The organism is Tamaricihabitans halophyticus, from assembly GCF_004340875.1.
Lineage (GTDB): Bacteria > Actinomycetota > Actinomycetes > Mycobacteriales > Pseudonocardiaceae > Tamaricihabitans > Tamaricihabitans halophyticus.
The window spans coordinates 786,998-801,597 of sequence record NZ_SLXQ01000001.1; the positions used below are offsets into that span (position 1 = coordinate 786,998).

General features: G+C 65.4%; 13 protein-coding genes and 1 tRNA gene. 7 read left to right on the forward strand and 7 right to left on the reverse strand.

Annotated elements, in window-relative coordinates; all coding sequences use genetic code 11:
* The first annotated feature begins 43 nt into the window (after positions 1 to 43).
* The gene (locus tag EV191_RS03740) at positions 44 to 826 is read left to right on the forward strand and encodes an IclR family transcriptional regulator (RefSeq protein ID WP_132875365.1); all 783 of its coding nucleotides are present in this window, start codon (positions 44 to 46) and stop codon (positions 824 to 826) included.
* Here EV191_RS03740 and aceB read toward each other — a convergent pair.
* Complete coding sequence (aceB, locus tag EV191_RS03745) at positions 795 to 2,372, reverse strand: malate synthase A (RefSeq protein WP_243658802.1); 1,578 nt, start codon at positions 2,370 to 2,372, stop codon at positions 795 to 797. The two genes, EV191_RS03740 and aceB, sit on opposite strands and share 32 nt — an antisense overlap.
* A 254-nt stretch (positions 2,373 to 2,626) precedes the next feature.
* Between aceB and EV191_RS03750 the strand changes: the two genes are divergently transcribed.
* From EV191_RS03750 to EV191_RS03765, 4 genes are all read left to right on the forward strand, one after another.
* Entirely contained in the window at positions 2,627 to 4,111 is a 1,485-nt protein-coding gene (locus tag EV191_RS03750) for an NCS1 family nucleobase:cation symporter-1 (RefSeq protein ID WP_132875367.1), read from the forward strand.
* Positions 4,112 to 4,174: 63 nt separating this feature from the next.
* Positions 4,175 to 4,909, forward strand: coding sequence for an aspartate/glutamate racemase family protein (locus EV191_RS03755; RefSeq protein ID WP_132875368.1), 735 nt, complete (start codon positions 4,175 to 4,177; stop codon positions 4,907 to 4,909).
* A gap of 128 nt (positions 4,910 to 5,037) precedes the next feature.
* Complete coding sequence (allB, locus tag EV191_RS03760) at positions 5,038 to 6,357, forward strand: allantoinase AllB (protein WP_424565433.1); 1,320 nt, start codon at positions 5,038 to 5,040, stop codon at positions 6,355 to 6,357.
* A 144-nt stretch (positions 6,358 to 6,501) separates the two neighbouring features.
* Entirely contained in the window at positions 6,502 to 6,981 is a 480-nt protein-coding gene (locus EV191_RS03765; RefSeq protein WP_132875370.1) for a hypothetical protein, read from the forward strand.
* Between the two features lie 11 nt (positions 6,982 to 6,992).
* On the opposite strand, the gene EV191_RS03770 is transcribed toward EV191_RS03765, so the two are convergent.
* On the reverse strand, positions 6,993 to 7,670 hold the full coding sequence (locus EV191_RS03770; RefSeq protein WP_132875371.1) for a response regulator transcription factor: 678 nt from the start codon (positions 7,668 to 7,670) through the stop codon (positions 6,993 to 6,995).
* A complete protein-coding gene (locus EV191_RS03775; protein ID WP_132875372.1) occupies positions 7,671 to 8,855 on the reverse strand; it encodes a sensor histidine kinase in 1,185 nt (394 codons plus the stop codon).
* Between the two features lie 185 nt (positions 8,856 to 9,040).
* Between EV191_RS03775 and EV191_RS03780 the strand changes: the two genes are divergently transcribed.
* Positions 9,041 to 10,525 carry an alpha/beta hydrolase gene (locus EV191_RS03780; RefSeq protein ID WP_243658734.1) on the forward strand — a complete coding sequence of 495 codons (1,485 nt, stop codon included), beginning with the start codon at positions 9,041 to 9,043 and terminating at the stop codon, positions 10,523 to 10,525.
* Between the two features lie 25 nt (positions 10,526 to 10,550).
* Here EV191_RS03780 and EV191_RS03785 read toward each other — a convergent pair whose 3' ends face one another.
* The 4 genes from EV191_RS03785 to EV191_RS03800 form a co-directional block, all read right to left on the reverse strand.
* Positions 10,551 to 11,165 (reverse strand): cysteine hydrolase family protein, encoded by a 615-nt coding sequence (locus EV191_RS03785; protein WP_132875373.1) that lies wholly within the window; start codon positions 11,163 to 11,165, stop codon positions 10,551 to 10,553.
* A gap of 21 nt (positions 11,166 to 11,186) precedes the next feature.
* Positions 11,187 to 11,681, reverse strand: a complete 495-nt coding sequence (locus EV191_RS03790) for a DinB family protein (protein WP_132875374.1) — start codon at positions 11,679 to 11,681, stop codon at positions 11,187 to 11,189.
* 184 nt (positions 11,682 to 11,865) lie between these two features.
* Positions 11,866 to 12,441: a dihydrofolate reductase family protein gene (locus EV191_RS03795; protein ID WP_132875375.1), complete on the reverse strand. Its 576-nt coding sequence runs from the start codon at positions 12,439 to 12,441 to the stop codon at positions 11,866 to 11,868.
* Positions 12,442 to 12,773: 332 nt separating this feature from the next.
* Positions 12,774 to 12,850: transfer RNA gene (locus EV191_RS03800), tRNA-Thr, on the reverse strand.
* 118 nt (positions 12,851 to 12,968) lie between these two features.
* Here EV191_RS03800 and EV191_RS03805 point away from each other — a divergent pair.
* Positions 12,969 to 14,588, forward strand: a complete 1,620-nt coding sequence (locus EV191_RS03805) for a hypothetical protein (protein WP_132875376.1) — start codon at positions 12,969 to 12,971, stop codon at positions 14,586 to 14,588.
* Positions 14,589 to 14,600 lie beyond the last annotated feature (12 nt).

Here is a 14,600-nt window from a genome sequence, read left to right on the forward strand (position 1 = left end):
TTTCCGTCAGCCGAGAAAACACCTCCGAAATGAGGAGCAGTTGATGGTCGAGCGACCGGCGCAGCGCCCTGCCGCCGTGCAGTCGGTGGACCGAGGTGTCGACCTGCTCGAACTACTCGCCGACTCCGGAGGGCAGGCGACACTCAGTGAACTCGCCACCACGACCGGCCTGCCGCTACCGACTATCCACCGGTTGATGCGCACCCTGCTCGCGCGGGGCTATGTCCGTCAGCTCCCTTCCCGCCGGTATGCCCTTGGCCCGCGCCTGATCCGGCTCGGTGAGTGCGCTGGCCAACAGTTTGGCGCGGACTCGCGTCCCTTGCTCACCGAGCTGGCGAGCGAGCTCGGGGAAAGCGCCAACCTCGCGATGATCGACTTCGATATGGCTGTCTATGTCGCCCAGGCTTCCTCCGGGCACTCCGTCCGGATGTTCACCGAGGTGGGCCGGCGGGTACGGATGCACTGCACGGGTGTCGGCAAGGTGATTCTCGCCCAGCTGGATGACGACGCGGTCCGGGACATCGCCCGCAGGGCCGGGCTGCCAGCGGCGACGGACCGCAGCATCACCCGCGTCGATGACCTCATCAGCGAACTCCAGAAGATCCGCGAGCAGGGCTTTGCCGTCGATGACGGTGAACAGGAGATCGGCGTCCGCTGCTACGCGGTCGCGGTACCGGACGCGCCCGTCCACACCGCACTGTCCCTTTCCGGCCCTGACTCGCGGGTGACCGCGGAGTTCGGGGTCAGGGCGGTGCCGGCGTTGCAGGCGACCGCCGCCCGAATCTCCGCGACGCTCACGCCATCGACTGATATGCGGGCAGAGTAAGGAAGTCGACGTAGTCATCGGAGACCGCGACCTCCAGAAACAGCTGCCGCGCGCGGTCGTAGTCGCCAGGCTGGCCTGGCAGGGTCGCGACGATTTCCGCGACCAGTTGTTCCACGAGATCCCGGGTGACGGTACGCCCGGTGTCCGTTAGCACGACCTCGTTGTGCAGCCACTGCCAGACTTGCGAACGCGAGATCTCGGCTGTTGCCGCGTCTTCCATCAGGTCGTGGATCGCCACCGCGCCCAGCCCGCCGAGCCAGGCACGCAGGTACCGCAACGCCACATCGATGTTGCCACGCAGGCCAGCCTCGGTCACCGAACCAGGCGTAGCAGTCACATCGAGCAGATCCGCCGCGCTGACTCGCACATCATCACGGGTTCGATCGATCTGATGTGGACGGTCGTCAAGCATCTCGGAGAAAACTTCCGCGCAGAGTTCGACCATACCGGGATGCGCGACCCAGGAACCGTCGTAACCGGCCTCTGCTTCCCTGGTTTTGTCCGCGCGAACTTTGGCGAAAGCGGCCGCGTTGACCTCCTCGTTCTTGCTCGGGATGAACGCGGCCATCCCGCCGATGGCATGCGCGCCGCGCCGGTGGCAGGTATGCACAAGCAGCTCGGTGTAGGCACGCATGAACGGAACCGTCATGGTGATCGAGTTGCGGTCCGGAAGCAGGAACTCGCTGCCACGGGTGCGGAAGCACTTGATCACCGAGAACAGGTAGTCCCACCGCCCGGCGTTGAGGCCGGCGGAGTGCTCGCGCAACTCGTAGAGGATCTCTTCCATCTGAAAAGCGGCGGGGATGGTCTCGATCAGGCAGGTCGCCCTGATCGTCCCGCGCGGGAAGCCGAGGTGCTCGGAGGCGATGATGAACGCGTCGTTCCACAACCGCGCCTCGCGGTAGTGCTCCATTTTGGGCAGGTAGAAGTACGGGCCGGAGCCCTTGTCCAGCTGACGCAAGCCCGCGGTGCACACGTAGAGCGCGAAATCGACGAGCGCGCCTGACGTCGGCTCCCCGTCGACAAGGATGTGTTTCTCCGGCAGATGCCAACCGCGTGGCCGGACCACGATCGTGGCCAGTTCGGCATCCGGCCGCAGGGCATAGGACTTCCCGTTCGCCGCGGTGAAATCGATCGTCCGGTTGATCGCGTCAAGCAGGTTGAGTTGCCCACCAATGACGTTCGCCAGCTCCGGCGTGTTGGCATCCTCCTGGTCGGCGAGCCAGACCTTGGCGCCGGAGTTCAGCGCGTTGACCGTCATCTTCTGATCGGTTGGCCCGGTGATCTCCACGCGCCGGTCGAGCAGTCCAGGTGCCGGATCGGCCACCCGCCAGCTCGGATCGTCGCGGATATGCGCGGTCTCCGCCAGGAAGTCAAGCGTGCCGCCCTCGGCGAGCTCGGCTACCACCGCCGCCCGCGCGGCCAACGCCTCCGCGCGGCGCGGTCCCAGCTCCCGGTGCAGGCGCGCGATCAACTCGAGTGCCGGGTCAGTCAGTACCTCAGCGGACCGTTCAGGTAGGTCGCCGACGAGATCCACTCCATGCACACTGCCCACTGCCGCTCCAACTCCACCCCTGACGGGCCGCGCGAACCCGCAGACGATTCCGTATCGCGAAACTACTATTCCATTTAGCGTAGCAGCCTGCCCCGGACCCACGCGAGACATCGACCCTTGACACCTCCCACGCGCGAGGGACAGACTGCCGCTAGTTGGAATCCTACTTCCGCATTCCGGAAACAGGACCGAGATTCCGGAACTACCGAGATTCCGGAACAGGACCGAGCGAAGGAGCTCGCCCGATGGCCTCCGCCCATGCGGCCGATGCCGCGAAAGGTTCTGCCGGAATCGATCCCAGTCTGTACAACGCCGACCTCGCGCCGATCAAGCAAAAGGGCAGGACGTGGCGCGCCTACAACATATTCACGTTATGGGCGAGCGATGTGCACTCGCTCGGCAACTACACCTTCGCGATGGGCCTGTTCGCGCTCGGTCTCGGCGCCTGGCAGATCATGGCGGCGATCCTGTTCGGCGCGGCACTGCTTTTCGTGCTGCTCAACCTCGCTGGCTTCATGGGCGTCCGGACTGGTGTGCCGTTTCCGGTGATGAGCAGGATCAGCTTCGGTATCCGCGGCGCACAGATTCCCGCGTTGATCCGCGGCGGCGTCGCGATCGTCTGGTTCGGCATCCAGACCTATCTCGCCGCCGGAGTGGGCAGTGTGCTGGTGATCGCGGTGTTCCCCGGCGCTGCCACGCTGACCGACTATCAGCTACTCGGTCTGGACGCGCTCGGCTGGCTCTGCTTCACCGTGCTCTGGGCGCTGCAAGTGCTGATCGCCTATTACGGCATGGAAGTGATTCGCCGGTACGAAGCGTTTGCCGGTCCGATAATCCTGATCGCGTTCGTACTGCTGGCACTGTGGGTGCTCATCGACTCCGGCTTGCACATCACCTTCACACCACCAGACGCGCTTACCGGCGCCGCGATGTGGGCGCAGATCTTCGGCGGCGGGGCGCTCTGGGTGGCGATCTACGCGACGTTCGTCCTGAACTTCTGCGACTTCACCCGCAGCGCGGTCTCCAAACGCGCCGTGGTCAAGGGAAACCTGTGGGGTATTCCGCTGAACATGGCGTTCTTCGCGACGATCGTCATCATCCTCACCGGTGGCCGGCTGAGCATCGACGGCCAGGTGGTGACGACGGCCGAGGATGTCGTCACGCATATCCCGAACACGGCACTGCTTGTCCTGATGTGCCTTGGCCTGCTGACGTTGACGGTCGCGGTCAACCTGATCGCCAACTTCGTCGCACCGTCCTACGCACTGACGAATCTGGCACCGAAGAAACTCAACTTTCGCCGCGCCGCACTGCTTTCCGGGATCATCGGCTTCGTGATCCTGCCGTGGAACCTGTACAACTCGCCGATCGTCATCACCTACTTCCTCGGTGGGCTCGGCACCGTTCTCGGGCCGGTGTTCGGCATCGTGATGGCGGACTACTGGTTGGTGCGCCGGCAACGGATCAATGTCCCCGAGCTCTACACGACCAAACCGGACGGCGATTACTACTACCGGGCCGGCGTGAACCCGAGGGCAATCGTCGCCATGGTCCCGGCCGCGGCGATCGCGCTGGTCTTCGCGTTCACCCCGGGACTGCACGCGATCGGCCAGTTCTCCTGGTTCATCGCCGCCGCGATCGGGGCGATCGTGTACTACTTTGTCGCGGACCGTTCACGCCCGTTCACCGATGTCAACGGCGAGCCGATCGCGGTCGCGGTCAAGCACTGACCAAGCCGGCACAATATCGCTAGCATGCCCGCGAGCTAGCATCCCGGCGAACAAAGGAACCTGATGCGAATCCTGGTCGTCAACGTGAACACGACCCAAGCCATGACCGAAGGGATCGTGTGCCAGGCGCGGCAGGTGGCCGCGGAGCACACCGAGATCATCGGCCGCACCCCGACGTTCGGCGCGGAGAGCGTGGAGGGGAACCTGGAAAGCTACCTGGCCGCGGTCGCGGTGCTGGATGCCGTCAAGTCCTATCAGGAACCGTTCGACGCGGTGATCCAGGCTGGCTACGGTGAACACGGCCGCGAGGGACTGCAGGAACTCCTCGACGTCCCGGTAGTCGACATCACCGAGGCCGCCGCGGCAACGGCGATGTACCTTGGCCATCGCTATTCGGTTGTCACCACTTTGGACCGAACCGTGCCACTGATCGAGGACCGGTTGCTACTCGCCGGGCTGGATCGGCGATGCGCTTCGGTGCGGTCGAGCGGTATGGCGGTACTCGAGTTGGAGACCGAGCCGGAGCGCGCCGTAGCCGCGATCGTCGAGCAGGCCCAGGCCGCCGTACACGAGGACAGGGCCGAGGTGATCGTGCTCGGTTGTGGCGGGATGGCCGAACTGGAAGCACGAGTACGGGAACGTACCGGGGTGCCGGTAGTGGACGGTGTCGCGGCGGCGGTCACCGTCGCCGAGTCGCTGGTACGGCTGGGCCTGACCACGTCCAAGGTCCGCACTTACGCGCCGCCTCGGCCGAAGAAGCTGACCGGATGGCCGCTAACGAACTCCGGGGAGGAATGATGAGCGAGGAGCTGGCAAAGGTGAACCAGCTGGAATCGTTTCGCGATGAGCTGGACCGCCTGCGTGCCGCACAGCAGGAACCGGCGGACACCGTACAAAACCAGCCACACACCGCGGATTACGACCTGGTGGTACGCGGTCGCCGGATCATGACCACGGCGGGTCTCGCCGAACGGGAACTCGGTATCAGCGGCGGCAAGATCGTCGCCATCGAACCACTCGGGTCCAATCTCGATGGCGCGGAGACCATCGTGCTCGCCGAGGACGAGACGTTGATACCCGGGTTGGTCGACGGTCATGTGCACGTCAACGAGCCTGGCCGGACCGAATGGGAGGGCTTCGCCACCGCGACGAAGGCCGCGGCGGCCGGCGGCATCACGACGATTCTGGACATGCCGTTGAACTCCATCCCTTCGACCGTGACTGACCCGGCGCTGGAGTTCAAACAACTGGTGGCGCGGCCGCAGGCGTTCGTGGACGTCGGGTTCTGGGGTGGCGCCGTCCCCGGCAACCTGGACGACCTGCGGGAGCTACACGATTCCGGGGTCTTCGGCTTCAAGTGTTTCCTGTTGCACTCCGGGGTGGACGAGTTTCCACCGCTGAACGCGGATCAGCTGGAGACCTATCTTGAACGGCTGCGCGGATTCGATGCGCTGATGATCGTGCACGCGGAAGATTCTCGGGCGATCGACCGGGCGCCGTCGCCGGAAGGTGACGGCTACGCCAAGTTTCTCGCTTCCCGACCACGTGGCGCGGAGAACCTGGCGATAGCGGAAGTACTCGAGCGGACCCGGTGGACCGGTGCGCGCACGCATATCCTTCATCTGTCCTCTTCGGATGCTCTGCCGATGCTGCGCAGCGCGAAAACCGACGGGCTCAACCTCACCGTGGAGACCTGCCCGCACTACCTGACGCTGGCCGCGGAGTCCATTCCACCCGGCGCTACCGCATTCAAATGCTGCCCGCCGATCCGCGAAGCGAGTAACCGGGAAGCCCTGTGGGAAGGGCTGTTGGACGGCACCATCGACTACATCGCCTCCGACCATTCGCCGTCAACGCTTGACCTCAAGGATCTCGGCAACGGCGATTTCGCGGTCGCGTGGGGCGGAATCGCCTCCGTTCAACTGGGCATTTCGGTGGTGTGGACCGAAGCCCGGCGACGCGGTATCGAGCTGGCACAGGTAGTCGACTGGATGGCAAGCAGGCCAGCCGATCGTCTCCGGCTGCGTGACAAGGGGAGGTTGGCACTCGGTTACGACGCCGATATGGCTGTCTTCGCCGCGGACGATGCCTTCGTCGTGGACGCGGGGCGACTGCACCATCGCAACCCGTTGACACCGTACGACCAGCGTGCGTTATCTGGCGTGGTGCGTCGCACCTTCCTGCGAGGCAGCGAGGTGGACTACCAAACGCCAGGAGGCAGGCTGATCCGGCGCGGACTAGCCTGAACGTAGTCAATAAATCCGACTTTGCGGACAAAATGCTCGAGTAGTGGCATTCTGTGACCTGTTCGCGCCATCTCCCTGCGGCGAGCTTCGCCGGACCGGTGGTTCCTGCCGCTGTTGGATGTGGCTGTATCAGGAAGGATCTCCATGTCTCGGCTATACCGGCGCATGTTCGCGCGCCTCGGCATCACGGTTGGCCTTGTGCTTGCCTCGATTACGTTCGTGGCCACGCCCGCTTCGGCACACACCATCGGCGAGGCCGTGGTGTCCCCACAGGGCTGCAACTGGTCGAACGGTGGTTATACCCAACTCAGACGCACCGATCTGTGGGACAACCAGAACAACATGCCCCTCGGCGAAGTCTACGTGTTGTGGAGCGGCACCTATCAGGAAAACTGCATCGTCACGCTACGGGTTGGCAGGGCGGACGGTGTGGCCAGCTACACCGAAGCCGTGCTGGAACGCCAGGGCATGAGCACCATTCGGGATGAGGGGAACTACTCCCATTTCGCCGCGGCCAAGGGCAAGGCCGCCGGGACCTGCATCAGGTGGACGGGCTCCATCGCGGCGATCTACGGCGGCCGGATCCACGGCACCACCGTCACCGAATGGCAGCACTGCGGCTAGCGGCTCCGTGCTCACCGCTCGGCGTCGCGAACCAGCAGCGCGATCTGAACCCGGTTCTCAACCTCCAGCTTGCTGAACAGGTTTCCGGTGTGCGCCTTGACGGTGGCGACGCTGATGTTCAGCCGTTCCGCGATCTCCGCGTTACCCAGCCCGTCCGCGATGGACCTGGCCGTGTCGAGTTCCCGTTCGGTCAATGTGGACAGCTGGTTTCGTGCGGACTCACCGGAAGGGCTCTGTTGTGTAGCGGAATGCGCTCCGGTGGCCGCGGCGATCACTCGCGCCGTGGCCGCCGGGGACAGCGCCGGGTTGCCGGCCGCGACCGTCCGCACCGCGTCGATGATTCGCGCGGGCGGGGTGTCCTTGAGCACGAAGCCGAGCGCGCCGGAACGCAGTGCGTTGAGCACCAGCTCATCGGAATCGAACGTGGTCAGCACGAGCACCCTGGGCGGCGCCGGCAGTTCGAGAAGTTCTCGTGTCGCGCTGAGCCCGTCCTTCCCCGGCATCCGCACGTCCATCAGCACCACGTCCGGCCGATGCTCCTGCACTACCGCGATCGCGGCGTCCCCTTCGGCCGCCTCGGCGACCACGCTGAGGTCGGATTCGCCGTCGATGACGAGCCTTAGCGCCATCCGCACCAGCTGGTCGTCGTCCACTATGGCGACCCGTATCGGCACCCGTTCGCTGTCCACTCATTCGCTCTTTTCGTGGTTGTGGTCCGGCCAGGGTAGTTGGGCGGTGAGCAGATATCCGTGCTCGGCTGTCGCCTGATGGTCGAGTTCGCCGCCGGCGAGGGCTACCCGCTCAGCGAGGCCGTGCAAACCGAACCCCGAGGTCGGCGGCTGACTGGTTGGCGCACTGGGTGGCGAGTTGCGCACGCCGACGTGCAGCTTGTCGCCGGCTCTGCCATCCACGGTGATGCGCACACGGGAACCGGGGGCGTGCTTGGCGGCATTCGTCAGTCCTTCTTGGACGATTCGGTAGCAGGTCCGCCCGAGCGCGCTGGATGGTCGGCCCTGCACCGTATCGGTGAGCTCGATGTCCATCCCAGACGCGCTGGCGTCGGCTACCAATTCGGGGATCTGGTCGATGCAGGGTTGCGGCGCTTCCGGTCGATCAGCGTTCGAGCGAAGCACACCGAGAACGTCGCGCAGCTCCTCGAGCGCCTGATGGGCGCCTTCGGCGATGCCACGGACAAGGACACGGTTTTCCTCGGCAGTGAGGTCGCCACGGTGATCGAGCACGCCGGCCTGCATCGCGACCAGGGAGATCCGGTGCGCGAGCACATCGTGCATCTCGCGGGCGATCCGGTTGCGCTCCACGGCCTTCGCCTGCGCCGCTCGAGCGGCCTGTTCGCGTTCCGCGCTTTCCGCCCGGTCGCGTAAGGACCGCAGTTCTACCCGTCGTGCCCCGATGGCAGCACCAATGGCTACCGCAGTACCCGCCGCCAGCACGGGCCCCGCGAGTTGTAGCCACATCGGACTGGCGTCTTCCCTGATCGGATAGAGCCCAAGCGACACTTGCGATGCCGCCACATACACCAGCACGACGATCGCGATCTCCAACGGACGACGGCGCGTGGCGATCGAGCACAACACGAGAAACGCGGCGCCGGCGGCGAGTATCGACACGCTGGAAACGATCGCGATCGTGACGCCGACGGTAAGCGCGAACCGTCGGCGCCACGGCAGCAAGATCAGCGAGCCGATCGCAAGCAGCGGATCACCAGTGACGAACCAGCTGCAGCCGTCCACCGCGCAGCCGGGCGGTAACAGCGCGGCGGTGGAAAGCCAGAGGAAGACGCCCAGCGCTACGGCCGCCGCCAGCCGCCATGCCTGCTGCCAACCGCCGAGCCGCGGCGCGGCGCCCGTAGTCATCTGGTCATTATCGCGGCCCGCGGTTCGTGCCGCAGCCGACCTGGGTACCGGTCCGTACTGGACCAGGGTCGAAGGACCGCCTCGACTTTCGTCGGGGGTGGTTCGAGTCGCCGGACCGATGTGCGGACGCGACCGAATGGCCAGAGTGTTTCTCATACCGAAACAACTGCGTTAGGAGCACTTCGATGAACCGAAAACGCGGTACTGGGCGAGGTGTGATTCTGCTGGCCGTGCTCGGCCTTACCGGCGCGTTGATCGGGGCCCCGGCCATGGCCAGCGAGGCCGCGCCACGGCTGCAGTGGGAGCGGTGCCCCGAGGGGACCGAGGATCCCGCGGCCGGGCCGCCCCAGCTGCAATGTGCCACGGTGCCGGTTCCGTTGGATTACCGCGATCCGGATGGTGAGCAGATCGAGCTCATGATCTCCCGGCTGGCCAGCAAAAGCCCGGACGAGCGGCGCGGGGTGTTGTTGCTCAACCCCGGTGGTCCCGGCGGGACCGGTTTGGACCAGCCCACCTTCCTCGCCTCGCAGGGCCTACCGGCCAGCGTGCTGGACAGCTATGACGTGATCGGGATGGATACCCGTGGCGTTGGCCACTCGGCGCCGGTGAGCTGTGGTTTCACCAATGATCAAGAGTACTTCGGGAACATCCCACCCTATGCCGTGGATGATGCGGCGGTCGCCAAGCAGGCGACGGTGGCAAGGGAGGTCGCCGAGCAGTGCGCGGCGAACGACAAGGATGGCCGGTTGGGTCAGCTGTCCACGGCGAACATGGCGAGGGATCTGGACCGGATCCGGGCCGCGCTCGGCGAGGAGAAGGCTAGCTTTCTCGGCTACTCCTACGGGACCGCGCTGGGTGCCGCCTACGCCTCGATGTTTCCCGAACGCGCGGACCGGATCGTGCTGGACAGCAATATTGGCGACACCTTCCTCGATCATGCTGGGATGCGCAGGTATGGCCAGGGCATGGAGCAGACGTTCCCGGACTTCGCGAGATGGGCGGCGAAGCGACACGAAAGCTACGGCCTTGGCCGCACGGCAGCGCAAGTGCGCAGGACCTACTTCGAGATCGCCGAGCGGGTCGACAAGGAACCGGTGGACGGCATCAACGGCACGCTGTTCCGGTTGGCCACCTTCGCGTCGCTGTACAACAAGGCTTCGTACGGCCAGGCCGCGCAGACCTGGCAGTCCCTACGTGAAGGGTCGCCCACGGGCGGCCGGTCCGCCGCTTCGACTCCGGCACCGAACGACAACGCCTGGTCGGTCTTTCTTGCGGTGACCTGTAACGACGTCGAATGGCCTGAGGACGTCCAGACCTATCAGCGCTCCGTGGCGGCGGACCGGGAGCGGTACCCGCTCTATGGTGCGGCAGCCGCGAACATCGTGCCCTGCGCGTACTGGCAGAAGCCGGCCGAACCGCCGGTGCGGATTGACGACGATGGCCCGGCCAACGTTCTTGTCGTGCAGAACCAGCGCGATCCGGTCACATCCTTGCGCGGCGGGGAGTTGCTGAACGAGAGGTTCGGCGAACGGTCCCGGCTGGTGAGTGTCGACGCGAGTGGGCACGGGGCATATGTGCTCGGCGACAACTCCTGCGCGTTGAACCGCACGACCAGTTATCTGGTCGACGGCGTGCTGCCCGCGCGGGATGTGACCTGCGCGGCGGGGTGAACCCACGCGCGGGCCAACGGAAACGTCATGCGGCGGGGGAACTAGCTCGGATCGCCGCGAGCGCTTCCTCCGCCGTGCGGTTGCCCGCCGTCGTAAGGTCAAGGCTGTTCAGTGCGGCCAGATGAAAGTCATCGCTGGCAGCGGTCACGCAATCGGTAACGACATGCACGGTGAAGCCGAGATCCGTGCCGTGCCGCGCGGTTTGCTCGACGGTGAGGTTGGTTGCCACACCGGTGAGGTAGAGCGTGTCGATACCTTGTTCGGTAAGCCTTGCGGCGAGGTCGTTTCCGGCGAGCCCGGATAGTTTCTGGTTGTCCACCGTCGTGGCACCGGCGGCCATCTCCGGGATCAGCGCGGTACCCGGGGCCGCTGGCCGGAAGGAGAGTTGGGCGTCCGCAACCGCCTGCATGAAAGCGGTGTTGCGCACCAGCTCGCCTTCCCCTTCGGGGACGGTGAATCGCGTGAAGAAGACGGATGCGCCAGCGGCAGCGGCTGATTCATGGAAATCAGTCGCGCGTGCGACCACACCGCTGCGGGCTACTGGCTCGGCGAGCATCCCGCCAAAGAACCCGTCGGGTTTGATTACGTTGATCTGCCAGTGCAGGGCCAGCACGGCAGCGCGCGGTGAGTTGATCGACATGCCATATACCCTGCCGCACAACTAGATCGGCGGCAACGGCTGGTCGAGCTGTTCGCGGAGGATATCGCCGTGTCCGGCGTGCCGGGCGAACTCTTCGATCATCGCGAGCAAGGTCCAGCGCATGCTTACGGTTCCTTCGCGGGGGTTGTGCTTGGTGTCGTCGAGGTCGTAGCGAGCGGCGATATCCCGTGATCGTTGGCTTGCGCGCTGGAACTCGGCGATCACGTCGGCCAGCGATTCGTCGTCCGCTACGGCGAAGGTTCCCTCGTCCCGCTTCGAGTATCCGTCGCATTCGGACTCATCGAGCCCGGCCCAGAACCGCTGGAACCAGATACGTTCGGCCGCAGCGGCATGCTTGAGCAGCGAGATCGGGGTGGTCAGGGACGCGACGAGCCGGCGGCGAGCGTCGGTTTCGGTGAGACCACGCACGGTGTCGATCAAGGCCGCGCGATTGCGGTCCAGGGTGTCTTCCAGGATCGCGCGCTCGGCGCCGATAGTGATCCTGTCGGTACGCATGGCGTTCACTCCATCCTTGGCTACAGCGGTGCTGATCAAAGCCGCACAGACGCGGCAGGAAAGCAGGCACGGCGAGCCGCGTACCACTGATCCACGGCAGCTTTCGGTGCGCCACCCTGCCCCAGACAACGATCCGTGACGCCACAGTGCGGGGCCAGCGGCGCGATCCGTGCTTGCTCGCGAGTTAGCGAACCACCTCGTAAACCAGCTTCTGAATACCGTTGGTGTACGCCTCGCTTTCCAGAAGTTTCAGGTTCTGCTTGTCCTTATCGGTCTCGCTGAACAGCCGCTTACCCGCACCTAGCAGGACCGGAAAAACCAGGAGGTGGTACCGGTCGATCAAACCGGCATCGGATAGGTTGCGATTCAGCGTGGCGCTGCCGTGGATGCTGATCGGCCCGCCGGGAGTCTCTTTGAGTGCCGCGACCTCGTCCAGGGAGCGAAGAATATTGATCTCACCCCAATTGGACACCAGGTCTTGCTGCTGAAGCGTGGTCGAGACGACATACTTCGGCATCGCGTTGTATCGGGCGAAGTCCGTAGTCGCCTGCGGCCATACCGATGAGAAGGACTGATAACTAGCCCGGCCAAGCAGCATCGCCGTGGCTTCATCCTGTTCGCGCTCTTTAAGTTCGTAAGCTGCCGCATCGAAGTCGATATCGTTGAAAGTCCAGCCAGAATTCCGGTAGCCGGGCTCTCCGCCGGGGGCCTCGACGACGCCGTCGAGTGCCACGAACGCGGTGGAAATCAGGGTACGCATGGTTACTCCTCAGTGCTCTGCCGATATGCCGTCACCAGTACGTCGTACGGCACCGACTGAATTCGACACTCTGGCAAATCGTGCTAACCAAGCCGGTGACACCCGAATACGACTAGACGCGACTCTCGGATCGTGCGTCGGAACGAGGTAGGAAGCGTGTTCGATCGCGCTCGCGGAACCAGCACCGAACACCCGCCGCCGCACAAGCCGGACAGCGCCCCCAGCAACCCTGACCACAAGGTTGCTCCAGATTTGCTCCTCCGGAAAGATCAACAGAGAAGCGGCAGATTATCCCGCTGGACCGTTACCGCAGGTCAGCGGGATAATGCTAGTGGAGCCGCCTGGGGGAGTCGAACCCCCGACCTACGCATTACGAGTGCGTCGCTCTGACCGACTGAGCTAAGGCGGCAATGACCTCGCTCAGTGTAGCGGTACCCATCAGCGTCACTCGCTGCCCCTCCACTCGTTAGAGGCGTATGATGTCCGGCCGGGCCGGACGCAGCGGGTCAAGCCTCGTAGGAGGGCAAATGTCCAGGCGTAGACGCTTCAGGGCTGGTGTGGCATTACCGCTCGCGGCAGCGGTGCTCGCCCTTTCGGCGGGCGCGGCCACCGCACAACCGTCCACCACCCCGGTGCCGCCGCCGAAGAACCCCGACGATCCGTCGCCCTCGCAGCCGGCCGAGCCGCAACCACTCGGGCGCGCGGTCGCCGACGCTGGCACCGGCCTCGCGGTACTACGCCTGCTACCGAACAGCGCCCCGACCAAGACGATCCTGCCTGACTTCGACGACCAGCTGCCCAAACAGGCAGCGGCCGAACTCGGCTTCGGCATGTCCTCCGCGCAGGCCAACTCCGAGGCCTACCTCAGCTACGAACGCTCGGTCGCGATCGCTTCCCCGATGGGCATGGCACTACAGGGCTCCAGCCCGAACACGCCCGGCACGCTGGCGCAGACCGCCCTGCCGGACAACCCCGAGCCAACCACCGGCGGCCTCAACCTGCCGTCCACCCCGCTGGATGCCGTGATCAAGGCCGGACTGCTCAACGGCAAAGTGCACGCGCGCTGGAGCGAACAACTCGGCCCGTGCGTGGACACCATCGCCGACGCGAACACCGAGATCGCCAGCCTCTCGCTGCTCAACGCCATCCCCACGCTGCCCAGCTTCGGCGGCGGCGAGAACACCCCCAACCTGGACCAGGTGCTCACCGAGGACGCCAAGAAGCAGGCACCCGAGTTCGTCGACGGACTGGACGCCCTCGACGGCCCCCTCGACCAGCTTGGCGGCCTGCTGCCCGGCGAGGGCGGCGCGGAGGGCAAACCCGGATCCCTGCTCAGCCTGCCGAACACGCTCAGCTCCCGCTCCGTGGTGAAACTCGTGGACCTGCCGAACAGCAAGAACAAGGCAGTCCAGTCCACCTCCACCCTTCAGGTCGCCGCGCTGAAGCTGCTCGCCGGCACGCCAATGGAACTGAGCATCAACGTGGTCAGCCAGCCAACCCTGCGAGTAACCTCGACCGGCTCGAAAGACACCTCGAAGGTCGAGTACACCGCGCCCATTCTGGAAGTCACGCAGGGCGGCGAAAGCCTCGGCAAGCTGGACGCGGCCAACCCGAAGCTGGACATCCCGGTCGGCGTACCGATCGGCGGTGGCCTCGAGCAACTGACCGAACCGCTCGCCGGCCTGCCCCTCGTCGGTAGCGCACTGAACAAACTCCCCGGCGACCAGGCCCTGGACCTCGGCGTCCTCCGGCTGAACATCGCCGGCCTCGACGAGAGCTCCCGCAACTTGGACGACCCGTTCAAGGGCTTCCAACTCGGCGCCACGGCACGCCTACTCGACCTGCAGATCCTGCCAACCGACCGGCTGGCCGACCTACTTCCCGACCTGCCGTCCGCGCTCGCCCAGGTCTCCCTCGGCGAACAGGTCGCCCGCGCCTACGCCCCGGAAGGCGGCGTGCAGTGCGGCACCAAGCCGGCCGCACCCGGCGGCGCACCGGACAAGCCGCAGCCGCAGGCGGCCCCAGCCAAGCAGCTGGCGCAGACCTCGACCGCCTACCAGGCCGTCCCGATGTTCTGGACGGGCACCGGGATGCTCTTCGCCGGCGTGGTCCTGCTCGCCGCCCTACCGCGGCGGCGCAACGAATAGCGGGCCGGGCGA